The sequence below is a fragment of the Faecalibacterium sp. Marseille-Q3530 genome, from assembly GCF_017377625.1.
Lineage (GTDB): Bacteria > Bacillota > Clostridia > Oscillospirales > Ruminococcaceae > Faecalibacterium > Faecalibacterium prausnitzii_E.
The window spans coordinates 1-12,149 of record NZ_JAFREH010000015.1 but is presented as its reverse complement, the minus strand read 5'-3'; the positions used below and the strand labels follow the sequence as shown (position 1 = coordinate 12,149).

Below are 12,149 nucleotides of genomic sequence, written 5' to 3'. Positions count from 1 at the left end.
GCGCCAGCTCTCCCGAAGGGCGAGCGTCTGGCAAAAAACGCAAACTTTGCAATCTCTGCCAGAACCTCCCACTTTGGGGGAGGTGGCATCGCGACAGCGATGGCGGAGAGGGGATTCCCGACATAAATCATGAAGAGAGCAACGGAGGAACCAACTATGACGAACATGGACAAACTGTACGAAGCTGTTGAGGCGCGCGGCCCGGTCTGCGTCGGCCTGGATACCGACTTCAGCTATCTGCCCGCGGACTTTGTGGACAGCACCCTGTCCAAGGGCGAGAACATCGTCCGCTTCAACAAACAGCTCATCGAAGCCACCAAGGCGGTCGCCGGCTGCTTCAAAGTCCAGATCGCGTACTACGAGGCGCTGGGTCTGGACGGCATGAAAGCCTATGCCGACACCCTGAAGGCTGTCCGTGAGGCAGGCGTGCCCGTCATCGCCGACATCAAGCGCGGCGACATCGCCAAGACTGCTGAGATGTACGCCATGGGCCACTTCACCGGCGACTTTGAGGCCGACTTTGTCACCCTGGCCCCCTACATGGGTCTGGATTCCATCAGCCCCTATCTGCCCTACGCCGAAAAGCAGGGCAAGGGCATGTTCGTGCTCTGCCGCACCTCCAACGGCGGCGCCAAGGACTTCGAGTATGAGAAGCTGGCCGACGGCCGCCACGTCTACGACCTGGTGGGCGATAAGCTGAACGCTCTGGGCAAGGACTACATGGGCGAGCACGGCTACTCCTCCATCGGTCTGGTCATCGGCGGCACCCACATCGAGGAGGCCACCGAGATCCGCGCCAAGTATCAGGACAGCTTCTTCCTCATCCCCGGCTACGGCGCACAGGGCGGCAAGGCCGAGGATATCGCCCAGTATCTCACCAGGGGCAACGGCGGCGTGGTCAACTCCAGCCGCGGCATCCTGCTGGCTTACAAGAAGCAGCCGGGCACTGCCTTTGACGAGGCTGCCTATAACGAGTGCGTGAACATGAAGGAGGCCATCGCCCATGCGTGCAGCCTGCTGTGAAGCCACCGTTCTGAGCCATGAGGTCATCGCGGCAGACATCCGCCTGCTGCGCGCCCTCTGGCCGGACCGCGAACATCTGCCCCACGCAGGTCAGTTCTTCACCCTGCGTGCCTGGGGTGCCGACGAGGCCCCCTTCCTCTCCCGGCCCATCAGCGTCCACAAGTGGGAGCCGGAGACCCAGACCATCGAGTTTCTGTATCAGGTCATCGGCGAGGGCACCCACAAGCTGGCCGCGCTGAAAAAGGGCGATACCTTCCAGCTGACCGGCCCGATGGGCAATGGGTTCGACATCCCGGCGCTGGCCGGACAGTATCGAAAGATCGCTGTGGTGGGCGGCGGCATCGGCACCGCGCCGATGTATCAGGTCACCCGCGAACTGGCCGCAGCAGGCGTCCGGCCCGATGTCTTCTTCGGCTTCCGGGATGCGCCCTACTGCATGGAGGAATACCGCTCCATCGCCAACCTCGTCAAGGTGTCCACCGACACCGGCGCGGTGGGCTTCCACGGCTTTGTCACCCAGCTGTATGACCCGGCGGATTACGACGCCGTCCTCGTCTGCGGCCCGACGGTCATGATGAAGAACGCCGCCCGCCTCTGCGCGGAGAAGGGGACCCCCTGCTTCGTCAGCCTGGAAAAGAAGATGGCCTGCGGCATCGGGGCCTGCCTCGGCTGCACCTGCGAGACCAGAGGCGGCGAAGGCAAGAGCGTGTGCAAGAATGGCCCGGTCTTTGATGCAACGGAGGTGTTCTTCTGATGGCAGATCTGAAAACGAACCTGTTGGGCTTTGTGATGAACAGCCCCATCATCGGCGCATCCGGCACGGTCGGCTACGGCGTCGAGTATGAGGAACTGGCCGATTTTTCCAGGATCGGCGGCATCTCCGGCAAGGGCCTGACCCTGCACGGCCAGTACGGCAACAAGGGGGAGCGCCTGTGGGAGACCCCTTCCGGCCTCATCAACAGCATCGGCCTGCAGAACCCCGGCGTCCAGCACTTCATTGACGTGGAGCTGAACGAGATGCTGGAGCTGCGGCAGAAATACGGCACGGTGGTCATCGCGAATCTCGGCGGTCACAGCGAGGAAGAGTATGTCGAGGGCGCTGCGATGCTGAGCGACAGCGCCGTGGACATCGTGGAGCTGAACATCTCCTGCCCGAACGTCAAGGTGGGCGGCATGGCCTACGGCGTCAAGGCGAAAGCAGCCGGTGAAGTGGTCCGGATGGTCCGCGATGCCTGCAAAAAGCCGCTCATGGTCAAGCTCAGCCCCCAGGCCGAGAACATCCCGGAGATGTGCAAGGCCGTCGAGGCAGCCGGTGCGGATGCCATCAGCCTGACCAACACCTTCCAGGCCTGCGCCATCGACCTCGAAAAGCGCAAGCCGGTCTTCAACAATATTTTCGCGGGCCTGTCCGGCCCGGCGGTCCGCCCCATCGCACTGCGGATGGTCTGGCAGGCTGTGGGTGCCGTGAACATCCCGGTCGTGGGTCTGGGCGGCATTGCCACCGGCCGCGACGCGCTGGAGTTCATCATGGCTGGTGCCACGGCCGTGCAGGTGGGCGCTGCCAACTTTGCGAATCCCCGCGCCATGGAGACCATCGCCGAGGAGATGGCCGCATGGATGGACAAGAACGGCGTCAAGACGCTGGACGAGATCCGCGGCTGCGCCCGCAGCAATGGATAAAACTTGGAATTAACCGCATAAAAATGCAAATATTCACAAGAAGCAGAAAATCAGTGAATAAATTTGCGTTTCCATAAAAAGCGTGGTACAATACTGCGTGATCGTACGAAAAACACGAACTGCAACAAAGAGAGGGAAAAGTACAATGAGTGAAGCACTTGAGATCCTGAAGAGCTGTGACGCATTCCTGGAGGGCCATTTCCTGCTCTCCTCCGGCCGCCATTCCAGCGCCTACTGCCAGATGGCCTATCTGCAGCAGTATCCCGACCGCTGCGCCGAGGTCATGAAGGCCGTGGCTGACAAGGTCAAGGAGCTGGACGTGGATGTCATCGTCGGCCCGGCCATGGGCGGCATCGTCTACGCTTACGAGCTGGCCCGCCAGACCGGCAAGCGCGCCATCTTCACCGAGCGCGTTGATAATGTGATGACCCTGAAGCGCTTTGCCATCCATCCGGGTGAGAAGTGCCTCATCGCAGAGGACGTTGTGACCACCGGCATCTCCTCTCTGGAGACCAAGCGCGTCATCGAGGAGAACGGCGGCATCTGCGTGGGCATCACCTGCGTGGTGGACCGCACCAAGCCCGAAGCTCCGTCGCCCATCCCCATCGTGGCAAGCGCCCTCAAGCTGGACCTGCCCAACTACGCACCCGAAGAGTGCCCCATCTGCAAGGAGGGCAAGCTGCCGCTGGTCCATCTGGGCAGCCGCAAGATGAAGCAGGAAGCGAAGCAGACCCTGTAAGGCCGCGCATCTGTGTTGAAACAAGGAGTACCTATGAACGCATATCTTCTTTTGGCGAACGGCATGGTCTTTGCGGGCCAGTCGGTGGGCGCAGAGGGCGTCACCGTGGGCGAAGTCGTCTTTGCCACCGGCATGGTCGGCTTTGAAGAGACCCTGACCGACCCCAGCTATTATGGCCAGATCATCACCCAGACTTACCCCCTCATCGGCAACTATGGCATGAACCAGGGCGACATGGAGTCCGACCGCATCTGGGCCAGGGGCTACATCGTGCGCGAAGCCTGCACCACGCCCTCCAACTGGCGCTGTGAGGAGACGCTGGACAGCTTTTTGAAGAAAAACAACACCATCGGCATCGAGGGCATCGACACCCGCCACCTGACCCGCATCATCCGGGAGAGCGGTGTGATGAACGGCGCCATCCTGACCACTTTTGACCCCGCAGACCCGGCCAACAAAGCCGAGACGGACAAGCTGCTGGAGACCATCCGCGCCTATGCCGTGACCGATGCGGTCAAGAACGTCACCTGCGCAGCGCCCGAAGTCTTCAACGAGAAGGGCGAGACCCACATCGTGCTGATGCACTACGGCTGCAAGCGGAACATCGTGCGGTGCCTTGTCAAGCGCGGCTGCAAGGTCACGGTCATGCCGGCCTTCGCCACCGCCGAGGAAGTGGTCGCTCTGAATCCGGACGGCATCATGCTGTCCAACGGCCCCGGCGACCCCGCCGAGCCGGTGGAGGTCATCGAGAACCTCCGCCATATCTTCGAACTGGGCATCCCCACCTTCGGCATCTGCCTGGGCCACCAGCTGTCCGCTTTGGCCGCCGGTGCCAAGACCATGAAGCTCAAGTACGGCCACCGCGGTGCCAACCAGCCCGTCACCGACTTTGAGTCCGGCCGCACCTTCATCACCAGCCAGAACCACGGCTATGCAGTCGTGGGCGACGAGCTGCCCGCCGAGATGGGCGAGGTGGCTCAGGTGAACGCCAACGACGGCACCTGTGAGGGCATCAAATACAAGAAGTGGAACTGCTTCACCGTCCAGTTCCACCCCGAAGCGAACGGCGGCCCCAAGGACACCGAGTTCCTGTTCGACCGCTTCCTGAACAACGTCAAAGCAGCAAAGGAGGCACGCTAAAATGCCTAAGGACCCCAGAATCAAAAAGGTACTGGTCATCGGCTCCGGCCCCATCATCATCGGTCAGGCCGCCGAGTTCGACTACTCCGGTACGCAGGCGTGCCGCGCACTGAAGGCAGAGGGCATTGAGACCGTTCTGCTCAACTCCAACCCCGCCACCATCATGACCGACCCCGACGTGGCCGACCATGTCTACATCGAGCCGATGACCCTCGAAGTCGTGGAGCGCATCCTGGAGATCGAAAAGCCCGACTCCGTGCTGCCCAACCTGGGCGGTCAGATGGGCCTGAACCTCTCGATGGAGCTGGCCCGCTCCGGCTATCTGGACCGCACCGGCATCCGCCTGCTGGCCTGCAAGCCGGAGACCATCGACCGCGCCGAGGACCGCGAGCTGTTCAAGGAGACGATGGAAAAGCTGCACCAGCCCATCATCCCCTCGGAGGTCGTTGAGACGCTGCAGGACGCACTGGCCTGCGCCGACCGCATCGGCTACCCGGTCATCGTCCGCCCCGCCTTCACCATGGGCGGCACCGGCGGCGGCATCTGCGAGACCCGCGAAAAGCTCATCGAGATCGGCACCAACGGCCTGCGTCTTTCCCCCATCCATCAGATCCTGGTGGAAAAGTGCATCGCCGGCTGGAAAGAGATCGAGTATGAGGTCATGCGCGACCACAAGGGCAACGTCATCACCGTCTGCAACATGGAGAACCTGGACCCCGTCGGCATCCACACCGGCGACTCGGTCGTCGTGGCTCCCTCCCAGACCCTGACCGACCACGAGTATCAGATGCTCCGCACCGCTGCGCTGGACATCATCACCGAGCTGGGCATCGAGGGCGGCTGCAACTGCCAGTTCGCCCTCAAGCCGGACAGCTACGACTACGCGGTCATCGAGGTCAACCCCCGCGTGTCCCGTTCGTCTGCACTGGCTTCCAAGGCCACGGGCTATCCCATCGCCAAGGTGGCCACTAAGATCGCCATCGGCTATACGCTGGACGAGATCACCAACGACGTCACCGGCAAGACCTGCGCCTGCTTCGAGCCTGCGCTGGACTACATCGTGGTCAAGTACCCGAAGTGGCCCTTCGATAAGTTCGTCTATGCCGACAAGTCTCTGGGCACCCAGATGATGGCGACCGGCGAGGTCATGAGCATCGGCAACAGCTTCGAGGCTGCCATGATGAAGGCCGTCTCCTCCATCGAGCTGGGCATGGATACCCTGACCCACAAGCCCTTTGAGGAGCTGACCGATGACGAGATCGTGGCACACCTGCATGTGCAGGATGCAGAGCGCGTCTTCTGCGTCTACGAGGCCCTCAAGCGCGGCATCGACCACCAGACCATCTGGAACATCACCAAGATCGACTGGTGGTTCCTGGATAAGATGCAGCACCTGGCCAACCTCGAAAAGGGCCTGGCCAACTGCCACGGCGTTCTGAGCGCTGCGCAGTACAAGGAGGCCAAGAAGTACGGCTTCCAGGATAAGACCATCCGGCGTCTGGCCGAGGTGGACGAGCTGCCCATCGCGAACTACCGTGCCGGTTTCAAGATGGTCGATACCTGTGCAGCCGAGTTCTCGGCCAACACGCCGTATTTCTACTCCACCTACGACGGCGACAACGAAGCCGCCGCGTTCATCGCGGAGAAGGAAGCCGCTGCCCCTGAAAAGAAAAAGAAGGTCCTCGTCTTCGGTTCTGGCCCCATCCGCATCGGTCAGGGCATCGAGTTCGACTACTGCTCGGTCCACTGCGTCTGGACGCTCAAGAAGCACGGCTGCGAGGCCATCCTGGTCAACAACAACCCGGAGACCGTCTCCACCGACTTCGACACCGGCGACCGCCTGTACTTCGACCCGCTGAACCCGGAGAGCGTCGATAACATCATCGCCACCGAGAAGCCCGACGCCTGCGTCGTCCAGTTCGGCGGTCAGACCGCCATCAAGCTGGCCAAGCACATGGACGAGATCGGTCTGCCCATTCTGGGCACCCCGGCGGATGCCATCGACGAGGCCGAGGACCGCGAGCGCTTCGACGAACTGCTGGAGCGCTGCGGCATCCCCCGCGCCCCCGGCCGCACCGTCTTCAATCTGGAAGAGGCTCTGGCGGCTGCCGATGAGATCGGCCTGCCCGTCCTGATGCGCCCCTCCTACGTGCTGGGCGGCCAGAACATGATCGTCGCCTACACCAAGGCCGACGTCATCGAGTACATGGGCGTCATCACCGAGCACGTGGATATGGATCACCCCGTCCTGCTGGATAAGTATATCATGGGCACCGAGTGCGAAGTGGACGCCATCTGCGACGGCGAGAACTTCCTCATCCCCGGCGTCATGGAGCAGATCGAGCGCACCGGTGTCCACTCCGGCGACTCCATCTGCGTCTACCCGGCCCAGCATCTGACCCAGGCCGAGATCGACACCATGGTCGATTATACCGGCCGCTTTGCCCGCGAGCTGCACGTCACCGGTCTGGTGAACGTCCAGTACGCGGTCTCCAACGGCAAGGTCTATGTCATCGAGGTCAACCCCCGCTCTTCCCGTACCGTGCCGTACATCTCCAAGGTCACCGGTGTGCCCATGGTCGATCTGGCCGTCCGCTGCTGCCTGGGCGAGAAGCTCACCGACATGGGCTACGGCACCGGCCTGCACCCCAACGCCCCCTATGTGGCGGTCAAGGTGCCCGTCTTCAGCTTTGAGAAGCTGCACGGCGTCGATACCCAGTTCGGCCCGGAGATGAAGTCCACCGGCGAGGTGCTGGGCATCGCGCCCAACTTCCACGACGCCCTGCTCAAGGGCCTGATCGGTGCGGGCTATACCTTCAAGACGCCCGGCCCCGCTTCCTGCTGCATCTTCACTGTGAAGGACAGCGACAAGCCGGAGTTCGTGGACATCGCCTGGAAGCTCAAGAGCATGGGCTACAAGCTCTACGGCACCTCCGGCACCTGCGCCTGGCTCAACAAGCACATGGTCCCCTGCAACGAGGTGCGCAACATGTCCGGCGAGTCGCCCAACATTGTGGACCTGCTCCAGAGCGGTCTGGTGGACTATGTCTTCTCCACCAGCGCCAAGGGCCGCGACCCCAAGCGCGACTCCGTCCGCCTGCGCCGCAAGGCTGTGGAGCTGAGCATCCCCTGCATCACCGCCGTGGATACGGCCAATGCGCTGGTGGAATGCCTGCGCAGTGAACACGAGCTCAAGAATATCCCTCTGGTGGATATTGCAACGCTGTATCATAGGAATTGACGGTCTGAATGTAACTCGTGCGCAAAAAGATGCGTTTCGTGCGCAATCCATCGTAATGAAGGGCCGCATTTGTTATAATCAACAACGCAAAATTTGCCAAAAGACGTTACTTTTGGACGTTCCAGGAGGATATCGATAAAAATGACTCGTTCCCAGATGATTGAGACCGTGGCGCGCAAGACCGGCTTCACCGAAGCACAGGTCGAGACCACGATGGACGCTTTGTTTGACCAGATCGCAGACTGCCTGCGCGCAGATGAAAAGGTGACCATCGCCGGCTTTGGCCGCTTCGAGATGCGTCCCCGCAAGCCGAAGGCTTACACCAACCCCAAGACCAAGGTCTCCAGCCGTTTGGAGTCCACCTCCATCCCTGGCTTCAAGGCCAGCGGCCGTTTCAAGCAGAAGCTCGAAGCAGGCCGTGCCGCTGACAAGAGCGTCGAAGAGACTGCCTGATCCCTGCAACAGAGATCTGCATCCAAGAGCTGTGCTCCCAAATGGGGGCATGGCTCTTTTTGTTACTGACAAGCGCGGCATTTCATGGTATACTGTAAGAAAATCGGAACGGAATGGAGAAGGATCATGCTGTACAGTGAACTGCATTGCAGCGAAGCCATCCACAAGGCTGTGGAGCAGATGGGCTTTGCGGAAATGACCGAAATTCAGGAAAAGACCATCCCCGTCATGCTGGCGGGGCGGGACGTCATCGCCAAGGCTCCCACCGGCACAGGCAAGACCTGTGCCTTCGGCATCCCGGTGGCCGAACAGATCGACCCGGCCCAAAAGGTGCCGCAGGCGGTCATTCTGGCCCCCACCCGTGAGCTGGCCCAGCAGATCGCCGACGAGCTGACCGCCCTCACGGCCTTTATGCCGGGCGTTGCAGTTGCCTGCGTTTACGGCGGTGCCAACATGGAAAAGCAGGCCAGACGCCTTGCAGAGGGGTGCCAGATCGTGGTCGCTACCCCCGGCCGCCTGATGGACCATTACAAACACCACAGCATCGACCTCTCCCACGTCACCCAGATCGTGCTGGACGAAGCCGACGAGATGCTGAACATGGGCTTCTATAAGGATGTCCGCCACATCATTGAGCTGATGAAGGCCCGCAAACACCTGTCCATGTTCTCGGCCACCATCAGCCGCGAGGTCATGGACATCGGCTGGCTGTACCAGCACAACGCCGAGGAGATCACCGTCCAGCCCAAGGAGGAGAGCCAGCCCAAGATCACCCAGTACATGCTGGAGACCTCCGGCCGCAACAAGCTCTCCGACCTGGCCCAGATCATCATCGGCGAGGGTTACAAGCGGGTCATGGTCTTCTGTGATACCAAGTTCAACACGGCCACGCTGGCCAACCAGCTGGCCCGCCTCGGCTTCTCGGTGGACTGCCTCCACGGCGACCTCTCCCAGAAAGAGCGCAACCAGATCATGCAGAACTTCCGGGACGGCAAACTGGCCATCCTCGTGGCCACCGATGTGGCGGCCCGCGGCATCGACGTCTCGGACGTGGACGCCGTCATCAACTACGACGTCCCCGGCGACAACGAACATTACACCCACCGCATCGGCCGCACCGGCCGCGCCAAAAAAGAGGGCGTCAGCTACCTGTTCTATGTGCCGGAGGAAAAGAAGCGGGTGCAGGAGCTTCTCCGCCTGACCCGAAACACGGAACTGTGCACCCCGGTCCACTTCGATTTCAACCATGAGCGGATCGTGGTGGAGAAACAGGCCGACCATGCCGATCGGTTCCAGATCAAGTGCTATTTTTAAGCGCAAAAAGTCTTTCTCTCGGCGAGGGGAAGACTTTTTTGCTGAAACCCCTTGACCTTCCCCTTTCTGGAAGGTGTAAAGTAGGTGCGTAAGGAGGCCGCCGAGCGATGAAGATCAACGAAGTAGAAGCTGCCGTGGGCGTGACCAAGAAGAACATCCGCTTTTATGAGGAAGAAGGGCTCATCAGCCCCCGGCGGGAACCCGGCAACGGATACCGCAGCTACTCCGAGGCGGACGTGGAACGCCTGCGCCGCATCAAGCTGCTGCGCAAGCTGGATGTTCCGCTGGCGGAGATCCGCCAGATGCTGGAAGGGGAGTATACCCTTGCCGACGGCATGGCCCGCCAGATGGAACGTCTGTGCGCCCGCCGCACCGACCTCGACGAAGCCATCAGCTTCTGCGAGCGATTGCAGCGGGAACCCGGCAGCCTCAGTGAACTGGATGTGGAGCAGACGCTGGCGCGTCTGTCCGCAAAAGAGGAACAGGGGGTGTCCTTTGTGAACATTGAACAGATAGACCGGAAAGCCGAGCGCATCAAAGGGGCGCTGGTGGGCGCAAGTCTGTTTACCGCGATCATGCTGCTGACCATGGGCATTATCGCGTGGACCGTCTGGATGGACCCGCAGGATATGCCGCCGCTGCCGCTGCTGGTGTTGCTGTTCGGCATCCCGGCGGGCTGCATCCTTGGTACGCTGAAGGTTCTGGCAGACCGGATCCGAGAGATCAGAAAGGGAGAAGAAGATGCTTATCGTAACTATTAACGAAGTCCCCGGCAAAAAGATGGAGGCCCTGGGCGTGGTGCGGGGCAGCACGGTGCAGAGCCGCAACTTCGGCCACGACATCATGGCCGGGTTCCGCACCCTTGTGGGCGGCGAAGTCACCGACTATGCCGAGATGCTCACCGAAGCCCGGCAGATCGCCACTGGCCGCATGGTCAAGAACGCCGAAGAGCTGGGCGCGGATGCTGTGGTCGGAATGCGGTATGCGTCCGCCAGCGTCATGCAGGGCGCAGCGGAAGTCATTGCGTATGGAACGGCGGTGAAGTTCGTATGAGCAGCAGAGAAAAACAGGGTTTTGGAATCTACTTTTTAACGGCATTCGGTCTGGCCTGGCTGTGTCAGGTGTATGCAAGCATGCAGCTCCTTCAGGGCAATGCTGCGGTATATCGTGCGCTGCTGTCCGTGAGCATGTTCTGCCCTCTGGCGGCCGTGCTGGCGGCGAAAAAAGTCTATCTGCATCAGCCCACCGGCATCGGCTGGAAGGTGCAGGGCAAGCGCCGCTATTGGCTGGCTGCCTGGTTTGGCCCGGCAGTGTTCACTGCGCTGGCAGCGGTGCTCTATTTTGCCGTGTTCCCGCATCGGCTGGACGTTTCGGGCAGCTGGCTGGTGGCGGCTTACGGCGGCGAGATGGACGCCCAGACTTTGAAAAGCCAGCTGGGGGTATCCAATGTCAGCTACATGTTGCAGACCGGCCTGCTTGCCGTGACGCTGGGTCCGCTCATCAATATGTTCTTTGCCGTGGGCGAGGAGGCCGGATGGCGTGGGTATATGATGCCCTGCCTGAAGGAACGATTTGGCCTGCTCAATGGCCGTCTGCTGGGCGGTGTCATCTGGGGCGTCTGGCATTGGCCGCTGATGCTGCTGGTGGGTTATGAGTACGGCACGGACTATCTGGGCGCGCCTGTGCTGGGCCTTGTGGTATGGTGTGTGTTCTGCTTTGCCATGAACAGTCTGCTGGATCTTCTCTATGAAAAGACCGGCTGCATCTGGGTGCCGGCCATCGCGCATGGTGCATTCAATGCAGTTGCGGCATTGTTCACGGTGCTGACCTACCCGGCAGATGCCTATTATAATGTGCTGGGCCCCACGCCCATTGGTCTGATCGGGCTGCTGCCGGTGCTGGCAGCAGCGGTCTGGCTCACGCTGCGCGAGATGAAACAGGAAGAGAAAAGCTGAATCCAGGCTCCATGTCTGCATCCTCCGATGCCAGGCGTGGAGCTTTTCTATATAATAGGAAGAAAGCTTGAAACAGCAGCACATTGGCAGCAAAAAAGAGAGACCGAACTAACCCGAACGCAGCAATTTGAAGTTTTTTGAAAAAACTTGTAAAAAAGTGTTGACATCCACCCCAGTGTATGGTATTATACTTGAGCGCCAAGCGCTGAGACAAAAGAATGACTTCTGAAGTCCCAGCTGAGAAGCGAGAGAAAAGAACCAATAGACGTTGAGAAGTTCCGGTTTGTTCCGAGAAACTTGAGACGATCCAAGTTCAGAATGTTCGAAACGCTTCGAAAAAAATGCTTGACAAAAAATCACTTCTGTGATAAAATAATCAAGTCGTCAGCCGGTTGGCTGAGGCGCACAGGACCTTGAAAATTGAACAATATCGAAAAACTTGTAACGGAACCTATTTTCGTGTTGGAAAAACACGGTAAACAATTCCAAACAAAGTAATTCACACAGGACGCAAGCGATTGCGTGCTGAGCGAAAAAGATTTAACACTTTTTAAGTGATAAATATCATTTATAAAGAGTTTGATCCTGGCTCAGGACGAACGCT

11 protein-coding genes are annotated in these 12,149 nt (G+C 60.2%); all 11 read left to right on the top strand.

The features are described 5' to 3' along the window. The first annotated feature begins 156 nt into the window (after positions 1–156). The 11 genes from pyrF to J3350_RS11490 all read left to right on the top strand — a co-directional run bounded on the left by pyrF (position 157) and on the right by J3350_RS11490 (position 11,545). On the top strand, positions 157–1,023 hold the full coding sequence (gene pyrF, locus J3350_RS11540; protein ID WP_207686722.1) for an orotidine-5'-phosphate decarboxylase: 867 nt from the start codon (positions 157–159) through the stop codon (positions 1,021–1,023). After that, entirely contained in the window at positions 1,004–1,777 is a 774-nt protein-coding gene (locus J3350_RS11535; protein WP_118553950.1) for a dihydroorotate dehydrogenase electron transfer subunit, read from the top strand. Before pyrF ends, J3350_RS11535 begins: the two co-directional genes overlap by 20 nt. Beyond that, on the top strand, positions 1,777–2,703 hold the full coding sequence (locus J3350_RS11530; RefSeq protein ID WP_207686721.1) for a dihydroorotate dehydrogenase: 927 nt from the start codon (positions 1,777–1,779) through the stop codon (positions 2,701–2,703). Before J3350_RS11535 ends, J3350_RS11530 begins: the two co-directional genes overlap by 1 nt. 145 nt (positions 2,704–2,848) lie before the next feature. Then, positions 2,849–3,442 carry an orotate phosphoribosyltransferase gene (gene pyrE, locus J3350_RS11525; RefSeq protein WP_097791326.1) on the top strand — a complete coding sequence of 198 codons (594 nt, stop codon included), beginning with the start codon at positions 2,849–2,851 and terminating at the stop codon, positions 3,440–3,442. Positions 3,443–3,475: 33 nt separating this feature from the next. Beyond that, complete coding sequence (locus J3350_RS11520) at positions 3,476–4,582, top strand: carbamoyl phosphate synthase small subunit (protein WP_207686720.1); 1,107 nt, start codon at positions 3,476–3,478, stop codon at positions 4,580–4,582. A 1-nt stretch (position 4,583) separates the two neighbouring features. Continuing rightward, entirely contained in the window at positions 4,584–7,823 is a 3,240-nt protein-coding gene (carB, locus tag J3350_RS11515) for a carbamoyl-phosphate synthase large subunit (protein ID WP_207686719.1), read from the top strand. A gap of 141 nt (positions 7,824–7,964) precedes the next feature. Further along, on the top strand, positions 7,965–8,276 hold the full coding sequence (locus J3350_RS11510) for an HU family DNA-binding protein (protein WP_055190838.1): 312 nt from the start codon (positions 7,965–7,967) through the stop codon (positions 8,274–8,276). A 126-nt stretch (positions 8,277–8,402) separates the two neighbouring features. Then, positions 8,403–9,590, top strand: coding sequence for a DEAD/DEAH box helicase (locus J3350_RS11505; protein WP_207686718.1), 1,188 nt, complete (start codon positions 8,403–8,405; stop codon positions 9,588–9,590). 107 nt (positions 9,591–9,697) lie between these two features. After that, positions 9,698–10,351: a MerR family transcriptional regulator gene (locus J3350_RS11500; RefSeq protein WP_207686717.1), complete on the top strand. Its 654-nt coding sequence runs from the start codon at positions 9,698–9,700 to the stop codon at positions 10,349–10,351. Beyond that, positions 10,332–10,643 carry a heavy metal-binding domain-containing protein gene (locus J3350_RS11495; RefSeq protein WP_097791320.1) on the top strand — a complete coding sequence of 104 codons (312 nt, stop codon included), beginning with the start codon at positions 10,332–10,334 and terminating at the stop codon, positions 10,641–10,643. The genes J3350_RS11500 and J3350_RS11495 overlap by 20 nt, the downstream gene beginning before the upstream one ends. Then, a complete protein-coding gene (locus tag J3350_RS11490; RefSeq protein ID WP_207686716.1) occupies positions 10,640–11,545 on the top strand; it encodes a CPBP family intramembrane glutamic endopeptidase in 906 nt (301 codons plus the stop codon). The genes J3350_RS11495 and J3350_RS11490 overlap by 4 nt, the downstream gene beginning before the upstream one ends. Positions 11,546–12,149 lie beyond the last annotated feature (604 nt).